Annotated in this window: 15 protein-coding genes; 4 read left to right on the top strand and 11 right to left on the bottom strand. The window is 70.3% G+C overall.

Features of this window, described 5'->3' with window-relative positions; all coding sequences use genetic code 11:
* Positions 1–476: 3-keto-5-aminohexanoate cleavage protein (locus G515_RS0100530; protein WP_028658563.1), on the bottom strand; the 476-nt coding region annotated here is incomplete at its 3' end.
* A gap of 298 nt (positions 477–774) precedes the next feature.
* Between G515_RS0100530 and G515_RS0100525 the strand changes: the two genes are divergently transcribed.
* Complete coding sequence (locus G515_RS0100525; protein ID WP_211220908.1) at positions 775–1,815, top strand: AraC family transcriptional regulator; 1,041 nt, start codon at positions 775–777, stop codon at positions 1,813–1,815.
* 7 nt (positions 1,816–1,822) lie between these two features.
* Here G515_RS0100525 and G515_RS18765 read toward each other — a convergent pair whose 3' ends face one another.
* From G515_RS18765 to G515_RS0100475, 10 genes are all read right to left on the bottom strand, one after another.
* A complete protein-coding gene (locus G515_RS18765; RefSeq protein ID WP_245565105.1) occupies positions 1,823–3,280 on the bottom strand; it encodes an aminopeptidase P family protein in 1,458 nt (485 codons plus the stop codon).
* Positions 3,281–3,608: 328 nt separating this feature from the next.
* Positions 3,609–5,780 (bottom strand): 3-hydroxyacyl-CoA dehydrogenase NAD-binding domain-containing protein, encoded by a 2,172-nt coding sequence (locus tag G515_RS0100515; protein ID WP_028658561.1) that lies wholly within the window; start codon positions 5,778–5,780, stop codon positions 3,609–3,611.
* A gap of 118 nt (positions 5,781–5,898) precedes the next feature.
* Positions 5,899–7,110 carry an acetyl-CoA C-acetyltransferase gene (locus tag G515_RS0100510; RefSeq protein ID WP_028658560.1) on the bottom strand — a complete coding sequence of 404 codons (1,212 nt, stop codon included), beginning with the start codon at positions 7,108–7,110 and terminating at the stop codon, positions 5,899–5,901.
* A gap of 70 nt (positions 7,111–7,180) precedes the next feature.
* Positions 7,181–7,792 carry a MerR family transcriptional regulator gene (locus tag G515_RS18760; protein ID WP_036553650.1) on the bottom strand — a complete coding sequence of 204 codons (612 nt, stop codon included), beginning with the start codon at positions 7,790–7,792 and terminating at the stop codon, positions 7,181–7,183.
* A 196-nt stretch (positions 7,793–7,988) separates the two neighbouring features.
* On the bottom strand, positions 7,989–9,494 hold the full coding sequence (locus G515_RS18755; RefSeq protein WP_425411224.1) for a DEAD/DEAH box helicase: 1,506 nt from the start codon (positions 9,492–9,494) through the stop codon (positions 7,989–7,991).
* Between the two features lie 174 nt (positions 9,495–9,668).
* A complete protein-coding gene (locus G515_RS0100495) occupies positions 9,669–10,613 on the bottom strand; it encodes a hypothetical protein (RefSeq protein WP_157570943.1) in 945 nt (314 codons plus the stop codon).
* Positions 10,610–11,566 (bottom strand): WXG100 family type VII secretion target, encoded by a 957-nt coding sequence (locus G515_RS0100490; protein WP_028658558.1) that lies wholly within the window; start codon positions 11,564–11,566, stop codon positions 10,610–10,612. Before G515_RS0100490 ends, G515_RS0100495 begins: the two co-directional genes overlap by 4 nt.
* A gap of 3 nt (positions 11,567–11,569) precedes the next feature.
* Positions 11,570–11,896, bottom strand: coding sequence for a hypothetical protein (locus G515_RS0100485; RefSeq protein ID WP_028658557.1), 327 nt, complete (start codon positions 11,894–11,896; stop codon positions 11,570–11,572).
* Entirely contained in the window at positions 11,883–12,485 is a 603-nt protein-coding gene (locus G515_RS0100480) for a hypothetical protein (RefSeq protein WP_028658556.1), read from the bottom strand. Before G515_RS0100480 ends, G515_RS0100485 begins: the two co-directional genes overlap by 14 nt.
* A 97-nt stretch (positions 12,486–12,582) precedes the next feature.
* Positions 12,583–14,097, bottom strand: a complete 1,515-nt coding sequence (locus tag G515_RS0100475; RefSeq protein ID WP_028658555.1) for a flavin-containing monooxygenase — start codon at positions 14,095–14,097, stop codon at positions 12,583–12,585.
* 173 nt (positions 14,098–14,270) lie between these two features.
* On the opposite strand from G515_RS0100475, the gene G515_RS0100470 reads away from it, so the two are divergent.
* From G515_RS0100470 to G515_RS0100460, 3 genes are all read left to right on the top strand, one after another.
* Positions 14,271–15,710: a glyceraldehyde-3-phosphate dehydrogenase gene (locus tag G515_RS0100470; protein WP_028658554.1), complete on the top strand. Its 1,440-nt coding sequence runs from the start codon at positions 14,271–14,273 to the stop codon at positions 15,708–15,710.
* Between the two features lie 171 nt (positions 15,711–15,881).
* A complete protein-coding gene (locus tag G515_RS0100465; RefSeq protein WP_028658553.1) occupies positions 15,882–16,580 on the top strand; it encodes a pirin family protein in 699 nt (232 codons plus the stop codon).
* Between the two features lie 204 nt (positions 16,581–16,784).
* On the top strand, positions 16,785–21,133 hold a 4,349-nt coding region (locus tag G515_RS0100460), incomplete at its 3' end, for a family 78 glycoside hydrolase catalytic domain (protein ID WP_157570942.1).

The raw sequence follows: 21,133 nt of genomic DNA, 5'->3' as shown, positions 1-21,133 counted from the left end.
TCGGGGCGTTCGAAGGAGGTGCCCGCGATGTCGTCCTTGGTCATCAGCTCCACGATGTTCATCTGGCTGGTGTTGATCGCGATGGTGACCTGGTCGGGGCGGGGGTCGAGCTCGGCCAGCATGTGGCGGGCGTCGTCCTCGAGCCACTTGGCGTCCCCGCCCTCGCCCTCGGGGGCGAAGGAGATGGAGCCGCCGACCTGGAGGATCATCTCCGGCACGGCCTCGCGCAGCCGGCCGAGCAGCTCGTTGAACTTCGAGAGCCGCTTGGAGCCCTTGCCGTCCAGTTCACGGACGTGGATGTGCAGCACGGTGGCGCCGGCGTTCCAGCAGTCCACCGCCGTCTGGACGTGCTCGTCCATGGTCAGGGGCAGGTCCTCGCGGAAGTCGTCGAGTTCCCACTCCGGGCCGTAGGGGGCGGCGGTGATGACCACCGGCTCCTGGACCTCGGGGAACAGGGCGTCGTCGTGGAAGTGCATTGGTTCTCTCCTGGCAGGAAGGGTGTGATGCGGAAATGAGGGGTGGCTCGGGGAGGTCCGGTCGCCGACGGTGACGCGCGCTGAGCCGCCGCGGTGGCTGGCGCGGAGATCAACCCCGATTCCTCGAAGCCGACCGGCACCATGAGCGACCGTCCCGCGGTGAGGGTCGTGCGAAGCTCGTGCGTCGTGACGTCTGCGTGCTGCTATCCGAATCTCCGGATGTGACGCAGGCGACACTAGGAAAGAAGTGGCTTCCTCGGCTTTACCCGCCGGGACGGATCGCTTATCTTCTCGGGACATGAGTTCACGAGGTCCGATCCAGCCCGGGGTGCGCGCCGCGTCCCTCCACGGGTACGCCGACCTCGTGGCGAGCCTCGGCGCGGACGCCCCCGCCCTGGTTGGAGCCGCCGGCATCGCCCCCGCCGACCTCGCCGATCCGGACCGGTGGATCCCGGCGGCCGCGGCCGCGCGGCTCCTGGAGGCGAGCGCGGTCTCCACCGGCCGGGATGACTTCGGCCTCCGACTCTCCGAGCGGCGAAGGCTCTCCGCACTCGGGCCCCTGAGCCTGGTCCTGCGCGAGGAGCCCGATGCCCGCTCGGCGCTCGACCTGCTGCTGCGCTACGAGCACAGCTACAACGAGGCCCTCCACCTCAAGGTCACCGAGTCGGGCGGACTGGCGACGGTGCGGATCTGGTTCGACGCCGGCCAACCCGTGCCGACCCACCAGTCCCTCGACCTCGCGGCCGCAGCCCTGGTGGGCATTCTGCGTACCTTTCTGGGCGAGGACTGGACGCCCTGGTCGGTCTGCTTCTCACACCGGGGCCCGGAGACGCCGGACACCTACCGACGACTCCTCGGCGACCGAGTGCTCTTCGACCACGACTACACCGGCGTGGTGCTCTCCTCGGCCGACCTCGATCGGACCAACACCGGTTCCGACCCCGCCTTCCGGCCCTACGCCCAGCGGTTGCTCTCGACCCTGCCCGTCCCCCGGCCGGACAACGCCCCGGACGAGGTCGGCCGGCTGGTCGAGATGCTGCTGCCGATGGGGCGGGCGTCGGTGGCTCAGGTCGCTCGCACGCTGGGCATCGACCGGCGTACCCTCCACCGGCATCTGGCCCAGCACGGCGAGACCTTCACCTCGGTGCTGCACGCCACCCGCCGCCGGCTCGCCGAGCGCTACGTGACCAACCCGCGGCACAGCCTCACCGACGTCTCGCAACTACTCGGCTTCGCGGCGCCGAGCGCGTTCACCCGATGGTTCCGCCAGCAGTACGGCGTCGCCCCCCGCGACTGGCGGACGGCCGGCGAGATCACCGGTCACCTGGCAGGCGAGTGAGCCTCGCTCAGCGGCGCAGCTCCGCCATCCAGGCCTCGATCCCGGCGGCGTCGATCGGCAGCTCCGCGGAGAGGACCTCGGAGCCGGTGGACGTGACCAGGACGTCGTCCTCCAGGCGTACGCCGATGCCGCGGAGCTCGGGCGGGACGGCGAGGTCGTTGGCGTGGAAGTAGAGCCCCGGCTCGACGGTCATCACGACACCCGGCTGCAGTTCGGCACCCTGGTAGGCGCCGTAGTCGGCCCGCGAGCAGTCGTGGACGTCGAGGCCGAGGTGGTGGCCGATCCCGCAGACCAGCCAGCGACGGTGCTGCTGGCCCTGTGGTGAGAGCGCCTCGTCGACCGAGACGGGCAGCAGGTCCCAGTCGTGCAGCCCCTGGGCGATGACCTCCATGCAAGCGGCGAAGAAGTCGCCGTAGGGGCGGCCGGGAGCCACCGCCGCGAGCCCGGCGCGGTGGGACCGCTCCACCAGGTCGTGGACCTGGCGCTGCACCTCGGAGAACCTTCCCGAGGCCGGGAAGGTGCGGGTGACGTCCGCGGTGTAGAGGGAGCGGACCTCGACACCCATGTCGAGCAACAGCAGCTCGTCGGGCAGGACCGGGCCGTCCGCCCGGACCCAGTGCAGCGTCGGTGCGTGCGGACCGGACCCGACGATGGTGGCGTACCCCGGTCCGTTGCCGAGGGTGCGCGCCGCCCGGTCGAAGGTGCCCTGGAGCCAGCGTTCGCCGCCCGACCGGATCGCCGTGGGGATCTCGAGCACGGTCTGGCCGAAGCCGAGCACGGTCGCGTCCACGGCCGCGCGCAGCTGGGCGACCTCCCACTCGTCCTTGACCATCCGCAGCTCGGCGAGCACCCGCTCGAGCTCGATCGAGGTCGCCCGACCCTCCAGTGCGGCCGGTCGGTCGGCGTGCCCGGCGAGCAGCGCCTGCGGCGCAGGCGCGAGTGCGGCGTCGAGTTCGGAGAGGTCACGCACCGGGAGGTCGAGGGCGTGCTCCCACTCGCCCAGCCCCGGGGCGGAGCCGACCCAGAGCTCCCCGCGGACCGCATCGCCGAAGAAGCCCTGCTCACCGGCGCGGAAGGGCGCCGGGAGATACAACGTGGCGTCGTGGCCGGCCCCGCTCGGCGTGAGGACCAGGACGGCGTCCTCGGCGACGCACCCGGTCAGCCAGACGAAGTCACTGTGCGGCCGGAAGTCGTAGTAGCAGTCGTTGACCCGCGCCGGTGCCCGGCCACCGGCCACGACCAGGACCCGACCCGGGAGTGCCTCGCTCAGCCGGGCCCGATGGGCGGCCGCCGCGGCCGCCCCGCCGTCGACCACCGGAGCGGTCCGGTCCTGCGCACCCCAGTCGCCGGCGATGAAACCGGCGAACCCCGCGGACTGTCCCAGCCGGGGCATCCGCGGGTCCTCGGCGTCCCCGCGGGGCATCGAGGACGCGGGGGCGGGACGCGTGGCGAGGGACTCGGACAAGGGGCCTCCTGGTGCTGAGGTCGGTGCTGAGGTCGGTGCTGGCGGATCGGTGACGACGGCCTGAAAGGCAGTGCCATGTCACGTACCACGATACGTCTGAGCGCGACCCGCCGAAGCATCGTGAAGCGCTCGGCAACGGTCCTGCCCCACCGCTCGAAGGCTGCCTGAAGAACCAAGCACCGAGACTCGGACCTACGCCGGCCAAGCGCTCGCCGTACACCCACGGCGGCAGCGTCACGGTGCCGCGCCGAGGCGGGCCGAACCCCACCCGGCCGCTCACGCAGCGTGGCCCCGGTCCGTGCTCGGACGGGGCCACGCCGCATTCGCCTCAGGCGGGGAGGGACTCGCCGTTGGCCACCAGGTCACGCAGGTAGCCGCTGGGCCGGAACCGCTCGCCGTACCGCTCGGCCAGTTCGTCGGCCCGGACGAGGAAGGCCGCCAGCCCGACCTCGCCGGTCGCGGACTCGTAGCCGGTCATGAACTGGGCGGCCCCGCCGGTGGCCGGCGGGAACCCGATGCCCATGATCGAGCCGATGTTGGCGTGCGCCGCGGAGGTGATGACCCCCTCCTCGAAGCACTTCGCCGTCTCCAGCGCCTCCATGAAGAGCATCCGCTCCTGCGCATCGCGGAAGGGGATCTGCTCCTCTGCCGGCGGGAACAGCTCCTCGAGGCCGGACCAGATCGAACCGCGCTTGCCCTCGGCGTACTCGTAGAACCCGGCGCCCTTGAGCTTGCTCGGCCGGCCGGCCTCGATCATCTTGTCGACGACCTGCTCGGTCGGGTTCTGGGCGGTGCTGCCGGTGGCCTCCCGCGTGGCCGTGGCGATCCGCTTCATCAGCTCCATGTTGAGCTCGTCGGCCAGCTGCAGCGGACCGACGGGGTAGCCGGCCTGGGTGGCCGCCCGCTCCAGGGAGTACGGCGCGAAGCCCTCGCCCAGCAGCGTCAGGCCCTCGCCGATCATGGTGCCGATCACTCGCGAGGTGTAGAAACCGCGCGAGTCGTTGACCACGATCGGGGTCTTGCGGATCTGCAGCACCACGTCGTACGCGCGGGCCAGGGCCTCATCGGAGGTCTCGGCACCCCGGATGATCTCGACCAACGGCATCTTGTCGACCGGGCTGAAGAAGTGCAGCCCGATGAAGTCGGCCGGACGCTCGATCCCCTTGGCGAGATCGGTGATCGGCAGGGTGGAGGTGTTGGAGCACAGCAGGGCGTCCTCGGCGACGTACGGCGCCACCTCCGCGAACACCTTCTGCTTGAGCGCCGGGTCCTCGAAGACGGCCTCGATGACCAGGTCGCAGCCGGCCAGGTCGGCGGGGTCGGCGGTCGGGGTGATCCGGCCGAGCAGCTCGTCGGCCTTCTCCTGGGTGAGGCTGCCGCGCTTGAGTGCCTTCTCGTTGAGGCCGGCGGTGTAGCCCTTGCCCCGCTCGGCGGCCTCCAGCGCGACGTCCTTGAGCACGACCTCCATGCCGGAGCGGGCGCAGGTGTAGGCGATCGCCGCGCCCATCATGCCGGCGCCGAGGACGCCGACCTTGGTGGCCTTGCGCCGCTCGATCCCCTGCGGGCGCAGCTGCCCGGAGTTGATCGCCTGCAGGTCGAAGAAGAACGCCTGGATCATGTTCTTCGCGGTCTGACTGGTGACCAGCCCGGTGAAGTAGCGAGACTCGATCCGGCAGGCGGTGTCGAAGTCGACCTGGGCACCCTCCACGGCGGCCGCGAGGATCGCCTTCGGGGCAGGGATGTGGGCCTGCTTGAGCTGCTTGCGCAGCATCGGCGGGAACGCGCCGAGGAACGCCGCCAGCTGGGGGCTGCTCGGCGTACCGCCGGGCATCTTGTAGCCGGGGCGGTCCCACGGCTGGGCGATGACCTCCGGGTTGGCCTTGATCCAGGCCTTGGCCGCCGGCACGAGCTCCTCCAGAGTGGGAACCAGCGCATCGACCAGGCCCTTGCTCAGCGCCGCGGCCGGCTTGAACCGGGCACCCGTCGCGAGAACCTCGCTGAAGGCGGTCATCACGCCGAACATCCGCACCGTGCGCGCCACGCCGCCGCCACCGGGCAGCAGCCCGAGGGTGACCTCGGGGAGCCCGATCTCGAGGCGGCCGTCGACCGCGATCCGGTGCTTGGCGGTGAACGCGATCTCCAGCCCACCGCCCAGGGCGGCGCCGTTGATCGCGGCCACGACCGGCTTCGGGAAGGTCTCCAGCCGGCGCAGGGTCCGCTTGGTCTGCTCGACCCCCGCGAACACCTCCGGGGCGTCGTCGCGGGTCATCTTCATCATGTCGCGCAGGTCGCCGCCGGCGAAGAAGGTCTTCTTCGCCGAGGTGATCACGACGCCGGTGATGTCGTCCTGCTCGGCGTAGAGCCGCTCGACGGCCTCCTCCATGGAGCGCTTGTACAGCGCGTTCATGGTGTTGGCCGACTGGTTGGGGTCGTCCAGGGTCAGGGTGACGATGCCGTCGGCGTCACGCTCGAAGCGGACGGCGGTCTGGTCTGTGGTCATGGGTTCCTCGGGTGCAGATTCGGAGAGGTGTCTGTGGTGGCGTCGATGCCCGGCCGGACCTCGCTCCCCGCGCTCGGCCGGCGACGCGGCGCGGAGCGCTGGGGTGCGGTGGACCGGATCAGACGAGCTCGACGATGGTGGCGATGCCCATCCCGCCGCCGACGCAGAGCGTGGCGAGGCCGCGGCGCTGACCGCGACGGCGCAGTTCGTCGACGAGGGTGCCGACGATCATGGCGCCGGTGGCACCGAGCGGGTGCCCCATCGCGATCGCCCCGCCGTTGACGTTGGTGACGTCGTGGCTGATGCCCATGTCGCGCATGAAGCGCATCGCGACCGCGGCGAAGGCCTCGTTGATCTCCCACAGGTCGATGTCGTCGGCGGTGAGGCCGGCCTTGGCCAGGGCCTTGCGCGCCGCCGGGGCCGGGCCGGTGAGCATGATCGTCGGGTCGGCTCCGGAGACCGCGGCGCTGATGATCTTGGCCTTCGGAGTCAGGCCGAGGTCGCGGCCGACCTCCTCGGTGCCGATCAGGGTCAGGGCGGAGCCGTCCACGATGCCGGAGCTGTTGCCGGCGTGGTGGACGTGGTCGATCTTCTCGACCCAGTGGTACTTCGCGAGCGCGACGTCGTCGAACCCGACCTCGGTGCCCTGCTGCAGGAAGCTCGGCTTGAGGCCGCTCAGCGACTCGACCGTGGTGCCGGGGCGGACCAGCTCATCGTGGTCGAGCACGACCTGACCGAGGCGGTCGGTCACCGGCACGACCGAGTCGGCGAAGTAGCCGTTCGCCCAGGCCTTCGCGGCACGGGCGTGGGACTCGGCGGCGTACGCGTCGACGTCGGTACGACTCCACCCCTCGAGGGTGGCGATCAGGTCGGCGCCGATGCCCTGGGGCACGAACCCGGTCTCCAGCGCGGTGGTCGGGTCGGTCGCCATCGCGCCGCCGTCCGAGCCCATCGGCACCCGGCTCATCGACTCCACACCGCCGGCGATGATGAGGTCCTCGAACCCGCCGCGCACCCGGGAGGCCGCCTGGTTGACCGCCTCCAGACCGGAGGCGCAGAACCGGTTGAGCTGGACGCCGGCCGTGGTGTCGGGCAGCCCGGCCGCGATCGCGGCGGTCTTGGCGATGTCGGCGCCCTGGTCACCGACCGGGCTCACGACGCCGAGCACCAGGTCGTCGACCCGCTCGGTGTCGAGGGTGGGGTTGCGCTTCTGCAGTTCGTCGAGCAGGCCGACGACCAGGTCGATCGGCTTCACCTCGTGCAGGGCGCCGGTCTTCTTGCCACGACCGCGGGGGGTGCGGAGGTGGTCGTAGATGAATGCTTCTGCCATGACCGTCCGTGTCTTCTCGTGTGGGATGGGCGTGACACGATTCTGACAGCATTACTGTCACAGTCAAGGTTCAGATCTGCTCCCGGTCGGGGTCGCCCTCCCCGGTGAGCGCCCGGCCGACCACGTCGTTCATCGCGGCCTGGAAACTCGCCACCACCACCTCCACGGTGAGCTCGCGCAGCCGCGGCAGCGACTCCTCGAGGTGCTCGGCCTCCTCGGCGGTGTGGTGGGTACGCCGGAACGGGTCCACCACCTGGTCGCGCAACAACACGTTCAGCTCGTCGGCCAACGCGCTCATGTGGCGGACCGTGGCCTCCTGGGCTGCCGCCAGCGCGTCCCGCGGGAGCCCCAGATCACGAAGCTCGCGCCCGATCCGGCGGTAGGCCTCCTCGGGGTCCTCGGTCGCCCACGAACTGACCATCGCCCGCTGCATCGCCAGGTCCGCCGGCGTGATGTCGGCGGGCAGCCGGGCCAGATACCGCTCGATCGCCTGGAGGGTGAACCCGTGCTCCTGCATCGCCCGCACCAACTCCAGCCGAGCGGTGTGGGCCGCGCCGTAGTAGGCGACCCGCCCCCGGCGTACCGGCGGCGGGATCAGGCCCCTGCTCGCGTAGTAGCGGGTGGTGCGCACCGACAGCCCGCTCTCGGCGGCCAGCTGGTCCACGGTGAGCTGATCGGTCATGGACGGCGACCCTAACGGCCGGCACCGGACTGTGCCAGTACCACTGTCAGCGCGGCGGCGCCGGGGATGAGCCGGGAGCGGCCGGGGATTGTTCGATCGTCGAGGTGCGCAGGGAGACGCGCGCTCCCCCGGCGGAACACACCGGGGAAGGGGCCGTTCGGCTACCTACAGTGCCGGACCAACACCACGGGCCGTCTCAGGCCGGGCGAGGCCCGCCGGAGCGTCCGCGGGAACGGCGGCGCCGATCGGCCGACGGGCCCTGAGCGCCCTGGCCACCCTGACCGGCCCGGCCCTGACCGGACCCGCCCTGACCGGGTCGGCTCTGAGCCGAACGCGCCTGACCGGAGCCACCCTGACCCGAACCGCCGCGACCCGAAGCACCACGGCTCGAAGCACCCTGGCCCGAGCCACCACGGCCGGATCCACCGCGGCCACGGGACCGGCGACCGCCCTGAGCGCCACCCTGGCCGCCCTGACCGGCGCCACGACCACCGGCAGCGGCGGGCGCGGCGGGGGTGAGGTCGAGACCGCCCTCGACGAACTCCCGGTCGCCGGGCGCGAGCGCGAGCAGCTGCGGGTGCTGCGGGCCGTCGACGCGGGTGACGGTGGGCTTGATCTTGGCCGCCCGGGTGAGCGCGCGTACGTCGGAGACCTGCTCGTCGGTCATCAGGGTGATGACCGTGCCCGCGGCGCCCGCACGCGCGGTGCGTCCGGAGCGGTGCAGGTAGGCCTTGTGCTCGGCCGGCGGGTCGGCGTGCACCACGAGCGCGACGTCGTCCACGTGGATGCCACGAGCGGCGATGTCGGTGGCGACCAGGGTGCTGGCGCGGCCGGAGTGGAAGGCGTCCATGTTGCGGGTGCGGGCACCCTGGGAGAGGTTGCCGTGCAGTTCGACGGCGGGTACGCCGTTGCGGTTCAGCTGGCGGGCCAGCCCCTTGGCCCCGTGCTTGGTCCGGGTGAACACCACGGTCCGCCCAGGCGCCGCGGTCAGGTCGACCAGGACCGGCAGCCGGTGCTCACGGGAGAGGTGGAGCACGTGGTGGTCCATCCTGGCGACCGGCGAGACCGCCGAGTCGGCCTCGTGGGTGACCGGCTGGTGCAGGAACTGCTTGACCAGGACGTCGATGCCCCGGTCGAGGGTGGCCGAGAAGAGCAGCCGCTGGCCGCGCTTGGGCGTCTGGGCCATCAGCCGGCGAACCCCGGGAAGGAAGCCGAGGTCGGCCATGTGGTCGGCCTCGTCGAGCACGGTCACCTCGACGGCGGAGAGGTCGCAGTGCCCCTGACCGATGAGGTCCTCGAGGCGACCCGGGCAGGCGAGCACGATGTCGACGCCCTGGCGCAGGGCGTTGACCTGCGGCCCCTGGCCGACGCCGCCGAACACGGTGCGCACGGTGAGGCCGGCCACCTGGGCCAGCGGGGCGAGCGACTCCTGGATCTGACCGACCAGCTCCCGGGTCGGGGCGAGGACGAGGGCGCGCGGCTGGCGGGCACGTCGCGGCGTACCGCTCGCCTGGAGGCGCGCCACCAGCGGGAGGAGGAAGGCGTAGGTCTTACCGGAGCCGGTCCGGCCGCGGCCGAGGACGTCACGGCCGGCGAGGCTGTCCGGCAGGGTCGCGGCCTGGATCGGGGTGGGGGTGGTGATGCCACGCTCGGTGAGCGGGGCGAGCAGACCGGCGGGCACGCCGAGGTCGACGAAGGACACAGGTGTTCTCACAGACGCGAGAGGTTGTCTCGCCATGGGAACTGGCGCCGTGGGCGCGAGGTGGCGGCTCGGGGCAAGACCGGGAACGGGCCGCATACCCAGGGTACGGCGAGGGCCCCGCGAGCGACGATTCGGCGGGACGCCGAGCGGCCGGCCCAGCGTCCCGCGGCCAGGTCAGCCGAGGGGGATCCGCTGGACGGATCCGGCGGGGAAGGTCAGCTCGAGGGTGTGCTGGTCGGCGGGGTCGACGAGGAAGGCCAGCCGGGTGAGGTGGCCGGCACGGGCGGGCAGCTGCTGCGGTGTCGAGTCGCCGTCGACGCGGGCCCGTCGCCAGCCCTGCCCGGTCAGGTCCACCACGACCCAGGTGCCGGTCTCCGACCAGCCCAGGTCGGCGACGTACGGCGTGTCGAACCAGCGCTCGACCCCGCACGCGGAGGTCAGTGAGTCGCGGGCGGAGAACTCGGCCGGATCGCACTCGGCGGATCCGTGTTCGAGGGCGGCCGGTTCGGCCAGCGGTGCGGCGATGCCCGCCTCCACCCGGCCGGTGGCGACCTCGACCGTCTGTCCCTGTCCGTCGTAGGTGATGGTCAGCTCGGCGTCCGCTGCCGCCGCCTCGGGCACCGCCACCACCGTCTGGCCCCGGGGTTGCTCGGGTGCGGCGAGGCCGGGCAGCGGATAGCTCTCCCCTTCCACCTGGAGACTCACCTCGGGTGCGGGTGCGGTGTCCCGGATCGGGTCGCCGGTGAGGACCTCGCGCAGCTGGGCCGAGCGTCCGGTGAGCCGGTCACGATCCCAGGTGATCCCGAGCAGGACGTCTCCGTCGTCGGCACTGACCGGTTCGCCGACCCCCTCGTCGAGCGCGTCGCCGAGGTCGGTGGCGAAGCCGAGCGAGACGACACCAGACGGCAGCCCCACGACCGCGGTCTGCTCGGTGGCGAGGCCGGCGACGGGAGCCGTCTGCCCCGCGGCCACGACCTCGCCGGCGACGGCGCGATCGGACGCCGGCTCCTCGTCCCCGCCATCGGAGCAGGCTGCGAGCAGCGGGACGGCGAGGAGCAGCCCCGCGGACGCACCGCGGACCAGGTGCCGGACCGGCACCCGGCCGGCCACGGGACTCACTTGTCCTGCCACTGGCCGTCGTCGCCGGAGACCCGCTCGTTGAGGCTGTCGACCTCCGGCCAGTTGCCCTGCGGGAGGGACTTGTCGCCGTTGCTCAGGTCGGTCCAGTCCATCAGCATGCTGGTGCGCGCCGTGGTGGACATCTGCCGCAGCGAGTCGAGGATCGAGCTCAAGAAGTCGGCCCCGTCGGCGACGAGCTCCAGGATCGGCCCGGCCTCGCCCAACAGCAGCTTGCCGGCGTCGAAGGCTCCGGCGATGGTGCGGGTCACGGCCGTCACCAGCCCCTCCACCGCCGAGATGATGTCCCCCCAGACCGAGCGGATCGTCTCGGCGACGCTGGTGACCAGGCTCTGCGCCTCCGGCAGCTTGGTGATCATGGCGTCCATGGCGTTGATCTGCCGGTCCGCCTCGGTGGCGAACGCGTCCGCACCCAGACCCGTCCAGTAGGTCGCGACGTTGCCCTTGGTCTGGTACGCCGCGGCGTGCGCGCCGGCCACCGACTCCTCGCCGTCGAGGTACCAGGCCGACATGGTCAGCAGCCGTCCAGGATCACCGAAGATGCTGTCGACCAGGGCCCACAGGGCGTCGACGAACTCGCGGTAGTAGCCCCACCACGTCTCCGCCATCTCCTCGAGCTTGCTGCCGGCGTACTTCTGCACCGCCCACAGCATCCAGGCACCGGCGAACGGACCGGCGAGCGCGCCGCCCGGGATCAGTGGGCCGAGGATCCCGCCGATCAATCCGCCGTAGGCGAGGGCCTGCCCCTCGGTGAGTCCGTTGACCCACTCGGTGAACTTCTCGATGCCCTCCTCGATGGAGTCGTAGATCGACTGTTGGAACTCCTGGAGGGAGTTGAGGAACTCGTCGGGTGTGCCGAGGAAGGTCGTCCCGAGTACGAACCCCGGGGTGGGCGGGCCGGCGTACGCCGGGATCTCCGGCAGCATCGTGCTCAACGCTCAGTCCTCCAGATCGCTGATGGGGTACAGGGTGGCCTGGTTGGCGTCGGTCGCCTCGTAGTCCGCGGCGACGGTGCCGAGCGACTCACCGATCCCGGCGACAGCCTTGCGGCCCGCCTCCAGCTGGGTGGCGACCTCACGGGCGAACTCGTCCTGCATGTCCCCGAGGAAGTCGAGGAGGAGGCCGAAGTAGGCACCGCCGCCGACGCATCCGGACACCGTGTCGGAGGCCGTCGCCAGACCGCCGGCCGCGGTCGTCTCCCAGGCGTACGCCGCGTTGTACAACTGCTGGGTCTCGACGTACATCGACTGCTCAGGCCCGCCCATGGTCGCCGCCCTCCTGGATCGCTCGTGAGATGGATGCCGAGATCGCCTCGGCGAAGGCGCCGGCCAACTGGCGCGGCTCGACTGCGGTGAGCCACAGCTCGTCGGCGGTGAGGTCGACGGCTACTCCACGCTGGTTGAAACCGACCCGGAGGTAGCCGGTGGCCGCTTCGCCCCAGCTGAGCCGGTGCGCCCGCCGGCGGGCGTCGAGCCCACCCTCGGCGACATATCGGTGGTAGTAATCGCCCCGCTCGTGGGGCGGGATGTAGCTGATCAGCCGCGGGTCCGGCGCGGGCGGGGCGGCGTACACCGGGCGGGGCGGTGGCCCCGAGGCCCGGTCGAAGACCCCGCACCGGGCCGCCTCGACGAGCACCCGCGCCCCCTCGGCGTGCTGCTCGGCCTCGAGGAGCGCCTCGCGCAGGCCGTCGACGGTGCGCACCTTCGGGTCCAGGTCACCGACCTCCACCCGCTCCAGGGCACCCTGCGGGCCGATCGTCACCGTCAGGGTGCCGGTCGCATCCGCACCGATCCCCTCGGAGGTGCCGGGGTGTCGTCCGGTGGCGATCCTCTCGATCAGGTCCGCGTCGTCCATCCTGGTCCCCTCGTCAGCTCCTGGCTCCCGCCGCGCCGTTCGACGCGGGCGGGACCGTTCCCCGGAGAGGCTGCGATAAACCCGGCCGCCGCCGGGTTCAGCTGAAGCGGACCGGTCCGTCCTCCAGGCGTCCCGCGCGCAGGACCCGGAGATCGACGAGGTAGTTCTGCTTGAGCGCCCAGGGGGCGCGGTCGCCCTGGCTCGGCATCCGGTCCAGCGCACGGGTGATGTAGCCCGAGGTGAGGCCCATGAAGGGACGTTCCTCGACGGACGGATCACGCTCGACGAGCACCTGCCGGTGGCCCAGCCGCTCCATGTGGCCGAGCAGGCGGACGACGTGATCGGCGACCAGGTCGGCCTTGAGCGTCCAGGAGGCGTTGGTGTAGCCGATGGTGAAGGCGAAGTTGGGGATCCCGCTGAGCATCATCGCCTTGTAGGCCATCGCCTCGTTGAACGGGCGCGGCTCCCCGTCCACGGTGAGGTCGAGACCACCGAAGAGCCGGATCCGCAGCCCGGTGGCGCTGACCACGATGTCTGCCTCGAGGGTGTCGCCGGACTCGAGCTGCACGCCCTTGGCCGTGAAGGTCCGGATCCGATCGGTGACCACCGAGGCCCGGCCCGCCCGGATCGCCTCGAACAGGTCGCCGTCGGGGACGAAGCACAGTCGTTGATCCCAGGGTTCGTACGGCGGGGTGAAGTGCCGCTCGACGTACTCCTCGGCCTCCCCCGGGGCCAGTCCGGCGGTGCGTTCGTCACCGGTGAGCTGCGCGAGTACGCCGGCGCGGACGATCTGCTTCATCCGCTCGGGTCTGCGGCGGGCGATCTGGTAAGACGCGATGATCATGGCGATGTTGGCCCACCGGGCCGCCCCGAACCCGACCCGCTCCCGCGCGCTCCGGAACGCCACCCAGTCGGGCACCCGGTCCAGCACCGACCCGAGCCTGCGCGCGACCGGGTCGCGACCGGCGCGCGACAAGACGTAGGTCGGGGTCCGCTGCAGCATCGTGACGTGCTCGGCCTCGGCGGCCATCGCAGGCACCAGGGTCACCGCGGTGGCACCCGAGCCGATCACGACGACCTTCTTGCCGGCGTACTCGAGATCCTCGGGCCAGTGTTGGGGGTGGATAAAGGCGCCCTCGAAGTCTGCCAGACCGGGGAAGTCCGGCTGGTGACCCTGCTCGTAGTCGTAGTAGCCGGCGCAGGCCCACAGGAAGTCGGTGGTGAGCCGCTGCTCCCCCTCCGGTGTCCGGACCGTGACGGTCCAGCATGCGGCGGCGGTGTCGTAGTCGGCCGCGGTGACGGTGTGGCGGAAGCGGATCAGTTCCTCGACGCCGTACTCCTGCGAGACGGTGCGCAGGTAGTCCAGGATCGCCGGCCCGTCGGCGAGGGCCTGATCGCCCGGCCAGGGGCGCCAGGCGAAGCCGAAGGTGAACATGTCGGAGTCGGAGCGGATGCCGGGATAGCGGAACAGATCCCAGGTGCCACCGCTGGCCGCGCGGCTCTCGAGGACGGCGACGGAGCGGTGCGGCAGGTGGCTTCGTAGCTGAGCGGCCGCCCCGATGCCGGAGAGCCCGGCCCCGACGATGAGGACGTCGACGTGCTCCAGGGTCATGCGCTGGAGGCTACCTGCCGGTCACCCGTCCGCGGGAGGACTCGCATACCGCCGGTCTGTGACGCCCTCCCGTGACCCCGCTCACGGGCGGCGACAGCGTGGATCGATCAAAGTGTCTCCACCGGTCGGCCCGACCTACCATCACAGGAGCCGTCAACCCGGAAAGATGCGACGTGACCCTCATCGAAGACTCCTTCACCGACTGGAAGAACCGCGAAGAGATCGCGGAGACGATGATCCCGATCATCGGCAAGCTGCATCGCGAGAAGGACGTCACCATCTTGGTGCACAGCCGCTCGCTGGTGAACAAGTCGGTGGTCCAGATCCTCAAGACCCACCGCTTCGCCCGCCAGATCCAGGGCGAGGAGCTCTCCGTCGTCCAGACCTACCCGTTCCTGCAGGTGCTGTCCGAGCTCGACCTCGGCCCCGCGCAGATCGACCTCGGCATGCTCGCGGTGCAGTACGCCGCCGACGACCGCGGCCTCTCCGTCGCCGACTTCACCCGCGAGGCACTCACCCCCGCCCTGGGTGAGAACAAGCTCGAGCCGACCCCGGCCCGCGACGTCGTCCTGTACGGCTTCGGCCGCATCGGCCGCATCCTGGCCCGGCTGCTGATCGAGAAGACCGGCTCCGGCAACGGGCTGCGGCTGCGCGCCGTCGTCGTCCGCAAGAGCGGTGACGGCGACCTGGTCAAGCGCGCCTCCCTGCTCCGCCGCGACTCCGTGCACGGCGCGTTCGCCGGCACCATCACGGTCGACGAGGAGAACGACCGGATCATCGCCAACGGCAACGAGATCCAGGTCATCTACTCCGGCGACCCCAGCACCGTCGACTACGCGCAGTACGGCATCAAGGACGCGATCCTGGTCGACAACACCGGCAAGTGGCGTGACCGCGAGGGCCTGTCGCAGCACCTGCGCCCCGGCATCTCGCGCGTCGTACTCACCGCGCCCGGGAAGGGCGACCTGCCCAACATCGTGCACGGCGTCAACGAGCACATGATCAAGCCCGACGAGCAGATCATCTCCTGCGCCTCCTGCACCACCAACGCGATCGTGCCTCCGATCAAGGCGGTCGAGGACCGCTTCGGCATCGAGCACGGCCATGTCGAGACGGTGCACGCCTACACCAACGACCAGAACCTGCTGGACAACTACCACAAGGCCGACCGCCGGGGCCGCTCCGCACCGATGAACATGGTGCTCACCGAGACCGGCGCCGCCAAGGCGATCGCGAAGGCGCTGCCCGACCTGACCGCGCACATCAGCGGCAACTCCATCCGCGTCCCCACCCCGGACGTCTCGATGGCGGTGCTCAACCTGACCCTCAAGCAGGAGACCAGCAAGGAGGAGCTGAGCCAGTACCTCCGCGACGTCTCCCTGAACAGCCCGCTCAAGCGCCAGATCGACTACACCACCGCCCCCGACGCCGTCTCCAGCGACTTCGTCGGCTCCCGGCACGCCTCGATCGTCGACGGCAACGCCATCATCGTGAACGGCAAGCACGCGGTGCTCTACCTCTGGTACGACAACGAGTTCGGCTACACCTGCCAGGTCGTGCGCGTGATCCAGGAGATCTCCGGGGTGCAGTACCCCACCCTCCCCAGGGTCTGACCCTCTGTTCCACCCGGCCCTGACGGGCTCGACCGACATCGGTCGAGCCCGTCGGCGCATTCCGGGGCAGGCGAAACCCACCGGGTCCGGCCCGTACGCCGGCCGGGCCGGTCGGGACCCGGCGGGCGATGGGCGTCATGCCGGTCGGGCCGGACCGGTCACAATGGTGCGGTGACCGCCGAGATCCGCCGCGCCAGCCACCGCTTCACCGACCGCGAGCCCGGGCGGGCGACGTGGCACTCCTTCTCCTTCGGACCGCACTATGACCCTGAGCGGCTGGCCTTCGGGCCGATGGTGTGCCACGACGAGCACCTGCTCGGCCGCGACAAGGGCTTCGCGACCCATCCGCACAGCGGCCTGGACATCGTCACCTGGGTGGTGAACGGGGCGCTCGAGCACACCGACTCCATTGGCGGTTCGCACACCATCGGGCCGGGTCAGGTCGGGCTGTTGCGGGCCGGTAGCGGGGTCGAGCACTCCGAGGTGGCCGCGGCACCGCAGACGCGTTTCGTCCAGGTCTGGCTGACTCCCCTCGACCCGGATCTGCCGCCGGCCTACGACGTCCGCGCCGCCGAGCCGGGCCAGGGCCGCTTCGCCGAGGTGCTCCGCCTCGCCCCGGCCCGCGCGCTGCACGCCGCCCGCCTCGAGGCCGGCCAGAGCGTCACCCTGCCGGAGGCTGCGCGGCGACACCTCTTCGTGGTCGGCGGCGCCCTGACCCGTTCCTCCCTCGCCGAGCCGCTCGCCGCCGGCGACTCGCTGCTGCTCACCCCCGGCGAGGGCGGCGAGGACAGCGAGGGCGGCGAGGGGACGCCGGTGAGCGTGAGCGCCGCCGTACCCACCGATGTGCTGCTGTGGGAGCTCGAGGAATAGCCGCTCCCAGGCGGGTGTCCGGATGCGGACAACCCTCTTGTGACCGACGGCACAGCGCCCCTACCGTGAACTCGTTTGAAACGACTCAACAGTCCTGCGCGCAGTTGATCCCGTCGATGCCCCGAGAGCCTCGCCATGCATCCCCGGGTCCGGTGCGCCGAGGCGGACCCGATTCGGGAGGGGAACATGGACGTGAAGAGACCCGTGACCTTGCTGGTCACGACGGGGTTGATCTGGGCCTTCGGCCCGATGATGCCCGCACGGGCCGAGGTCGCGACCGCGGCCGCGGCCGGTGCCGCGGCACCGGCAGAGGCGTCTGTGGAGGTGGACGGCCTCGAGGTGAACCATCTGTTCGATCCGATGGGCATCGACGACGCCAAACCCGTCTTCTGTTGGGGCATGGAGTCCAACGCCATCGGCGCGAAGCAGAAGAGCTTCCGCATCGAGGTGGCCAGAGACGCTGGTTTCACCAAGATCGCCTGGGACAGCGGCACCGTGGACTCCGACGAGTCCACCGACGTCCGGTACGGCAGCACCGGCCAGGCCGAGAAGCTGCGGCCCGAGACGGATTACTGGTGGCGGGTCACCGTCACCGATGACCGGGGTGTCGAGACGGTCTCCGAGCCCGGAACCTTCTCCACCGGCCTGATGGACGCCAAGATCGGCGCCTGGGACGGCGCCAAGTGGATCGGTAGCGAGGCGACCAAGCTCGACTCCAGCACCGCGGCGATGTTCGACCTCAACACCAAGTTCACCATCACCAGCGGCGACAACGTGTCGCTCATCTTCGGTGCCGACGACCCCCGTTTCACCAGCGAGTTCCGCAACGTGTTCGGTGCTCCGGGAGGTGAGAACTTCGTCCGATTCGAGCTCGACCTGTCCGGGGTGACCGGGGACGAGAGCAACACCGGCGGCGTGGTGAACCTCTACCGCAAGGGCTACCACGCGACCGACGACGCGGACGGGGACCCGAACACCCACCCGTACAAGTCGGTGAGGCTGACCGACAGCTCGCAGGCCGCGGTGAAGACCCTCTTCACGCCCGCCAACAAGAACGCCGAGCACACCCTCCGGATCCAGGGCAACGCGAGCTCGATGACCTACACCATCGACGGCGTGAACCTGACCGGCTTCAACGCCTCGACGATGACCGTCAGCCCGAACCGTCCGGCAGCGACCAACAACCTCAACGTCTCGCCGAACTCCACCATCAACGACGCGGGCGTCCACACCTTCGTGACGGGCAACAACTACAACACCTTCCCCCACCTGAACTCGGTCGGTTTCTCGGTCGACTCGGTGGGCGACGACGTCACCCTCACCGACTACCGGATGGTGGACGTCGGCCAGAGCGCGAAGCGCACGCTGTTCGACTCCACGACGAAGGCGAACTACGGAATCTTCGCCGACCTGCCGGACTCCGGCATCACCACCAGCGGCACCTCGATCCGCGTCAACCCGACCGCGGAGGAGGAGCTCGGCCCGAAGTACGCCGACCCCAGCTACGGTGCCCAGACCCAGCTCCGCAGCGAGTTCCGCACCGACCCGGCCAAGGACATCGCGCAGGCCAAGCTCTACGTCACCGCCCAGGGCGGCTACGAGATGCACATCAACGGCGAGCGGGTCAGCGACGACTACCTCAACCCCGGCATGGCGACCTACGCCAAGACGCTGAACTACAACACCTACGACGTCACGGACATGCTCTCCGAGGGCACCAACGCCGTCGGGGCCCTGCTCGGCCCAGGCTTCTGGACCGGGTACATGACCTTCACCCCGAACAACTACAACATGTTCGGCGACAGCGAGGCCCTGCTGGCGAAGATGGTCATCACCTACGAGGACGGGACGACGAAGACCGTCGTCACCGACCCCGACACGTGGAAGGCCTTCAACGACGGCCCCAACCGCTACGCGGACAACTTCCAGGGTGTTCGGTACGACGCCGCCAAGGAAGCAGGCATCACCGACTGGACCAAGACGTCGTACAAGAACGCGTTGCTCAGTAAGTGGTCGACTCCCGACGTGATCGCGATGAAGCCCGAGCTCCAGCCCGAGATCATCGCGCGCCAGGACCAGCCCGTCCACGAGGTCGAGCGCCTCACCGCGACCCGCTCGCTCACCACGCACAGCGACGACGACATGACCTGGACCTACGACATGGGCGTCAACATGGTCGGCGTCCCGAGTGTCACCATCCCGGCCGGCACCCTCGAGGCGGGCGACGAGGTCATCTTCCGATTCGGCGAGGACATCTACCCCGGCAACAGCGACTCCCCGAACGAGACCTGGCCCGGACCTGACCCGCGGGTCTCCGAGCCGAAGCCGTACGCCGACCTGTACGGCCCCCAGGGCAGCTACCGGCCCGGTGTCGCCGGCCAGGTCCTGACCGACACCTATCGCGCCGCCTACGCCACCGACACCTACGTGGCCTCCGCGGCCGACTCGCAGCGCGACGTCGTGATCAAGCCGAACTTCACCTTCCGCGGATACCGGTACATCGAGATCACCGTGCCTGGTACCTCCGAGCCGCTGCCGCTGGAGAACGTCGAGGGCGTGGTGCTCTCCTCGATCGACATGCCGGAGGGCGCCTACGAGGCGACCACCAGCGACGACAACTACACCGGTGAGCTGGCCACCCAGTTCTTCAAGAACGTGCAGCGCAGCCAGCTCGGCAATTTCTTCTCGTTGCCGACCGACTGCCCGCAGCGCAACGAGCGGATGGGCTGGACCGGCGACCTGCAGGCCTACGCCCGCTCCGCGACGTACAACTCCACCGACACGCAGGCCTTCCTGCGGCAGTGGATGGGGGCCCTGCGCGACGCCCAGGGCGTCAACGGCGGGATCGGCGACACCGTGCCGATCATCAGCCTGACCGGTGACCGGGGGACGGCCTTCCCGCAGTCGCCGACCTGGGAGGGTGCCGTGGCCCAGGCGCCGTGGCAGCTGTACACCCAGTACGGCGACACCCAGATCATCGAGGAGAACTTCCCGACCATCAGGAAGTGGCTGGAGGCCTACAACACCGGTGTGCTCAGCCCGGACTACCCGGGTCTCACCAGCCGTACCTCGGGCAATGCCGACCACATCAGCATGGACGCCAACACCCAGGCGCACATGGTCGGCCAGGCGATGTACCTGTACTACCTGCAGATCTCGGCCAAGATGGCCGACATCATCGGGGAGGGCTCCTACGCCGACACGCTGCGCCAGCGCTACGCGCAGGGCAAGGACAGCTTCAACCGGCTCTACGTCGACCCGCAGACCGGCTACACGCTGAACGCGACTCCGGGCGCCAACCTGGTGGCCGGCCGGACCCTGCAGGACTCGCAGGCCTCCTATGCGACGCCGCTCGCTCTCGACCTGTTCAGTGACGAGATGACGGTGCAGGCCGGTGAGAACGCCGGGCTGACCTACAAGGAGTTCGCCACCAAGCGCCTCGCCGAGCTGATCGCCGACCCCGCCCAGAGTCACGACGGTGACGGCCCGCTGGCCGGAACCGGGCTGTTCTCGGGCGGCCAGGCGAGCAACAAGCCCTACACCATCACGACCGGCTTCAACGGCACGCCGAACATCCTTCCGGCCCTCACCAAGAACGGCGAGGCGGAGACGGCGTACAAGCTGTTCAGCAACGACGAGTTCGCCAGCTGGCTCTACCCGGTCACCCTCGGCGCCACCACCATGTGGGAGCTGTGGAACTCCTACGAGCGCGGCTTCGCCCAGGGCGGCAACAGCCAGATGAACTCGCAGAACCACTTCGCGCTGGGCGCGTCCCAGGCGTGGATGTACGAGTACCAGCTCGGCATCACCTCGGACGGTGCCAAGGGTTACAAGGACTTCGTCCTGCAGCCCGTCCCCGGCGGCGACTTCACCTCCGTCGACGGCGGATTCGAGTCCAGCTACGGCATGATCGACTCGAGCTGGGAGGCCGAGGAGGGCACCATGACCTCCTACGCCACCACGGTGCCGGCCAACACCACCGCCACGCTCTACCTGCCGGTGGACGGTGAGGTCAGCGAGTTCGAGAACATCCCAGGAGTGAGCTTCGAGGGGATGGCCGAGCGCAACGGTCTCACCACCGCGAAGTTCACGCTGGGCGCCGGCGGCTACGAGTTCACCATCGACGGCGCGAGCGTCACCGCATCGATCGCCGACGGGTACGTCGCGCCGGAGACCGACGAGGTGCGTCCCGAGGTCAGCCTGGTCTCACCGACCACCACCGGCCCCTTCAAGCAACTCACCATCCAGGTCGACGCCACCGACAACCAAGGCCTGGCCAAGATCGTCGCCAACCTCTACCAGGGCAACACCCTGATCAAGTCCACCCAGACCCCCATCGACGGCGCCACCGCGGCCACCCACACCGCCACCATCACCCCACCCGAGGGCACCTACACCCTCAAATACAACGCCCACGACCAGGCCGGCAACATCTCCCAGACCGGCACCACCACACTCACCATCGACACCACCGCACCCACCGCCACCATCAAGGACGGCACCACCTACACCAAGAAGACCGGTCAGACCTACGACCTCATCTCCTTCAAACT

It is taken from the genome of Nocardioides insulae DSM 17944, assembly GCF_000422825.1.
In the GTDB taxonomy this organism is placed as follows: domain Bacteria; phylum Actinomycetota; class Actinomycetes; order Propionibacteriales; family Nocardioidaceae; genus Nocardioides; species Nocardioides insulae.
The sequence above is the reverse complement of the archived record's forward strand: the minus strand, read 5'-3'. Positions and strand labels throughout refer to the sequence as shown.

What these genes read in the sequence shown, in the direction of transcription:
- G515_RS0100525 (WP_211220908.1), top strand. Translation starts at nt 775, where the DNA reads ATGAGTTCACGAGGTCCGATCCAGCCCGGGGTGCGCGCCGCGTCCCTC.
- G515_RS0100515 (WP_028658561.1), bottom strand. Translation starts at nt 5,780, where the DNA reads ATGACCACAGACCAGACCGCCGTCCGCTTCGAGCGTGACGCCGACGGC.
- G515_RS0100510 (WP_028658560.1), bottom strand. Translation starts at nt 7,110, where the DNA reads ATGGCAGAAGCATTCATCTACGACCACCTCCGCACCCCCCGCGGTCGT.
- G515_RS18760 (WP_036553650.1), bottom strand. Translation starts at nt 7,792, where the DNA reads ATGACCGATCAGCTCACCGTGGACCAGCTGGCCGCCGAGAGCGGGCTG.
- G515_RS0100485 (WP_028658557.1), bottom strand. Translation starts at nt 11,896, where the DNA reads ATGGGCGGGCCTGAGCAGTCGATGTACGTCGAGACCCAGCAGTTGTAC.
- G515_RS0100480 (WP_028658556.1), bottom strand. Translation starts at nt 12,485, where the DNA reads ATGGACGACGCGGACCTGATCGAGAGGATCGCCACCGGACGACACCCC.
- G515_RS0100475 (WP_028658555.1), bottom strand. Translation starts at nt 14,097, where the DNA reads ATGACCCTGGAGCACGTCGACGTCCTCATCGTCGGGGCCGGGCTCTCC.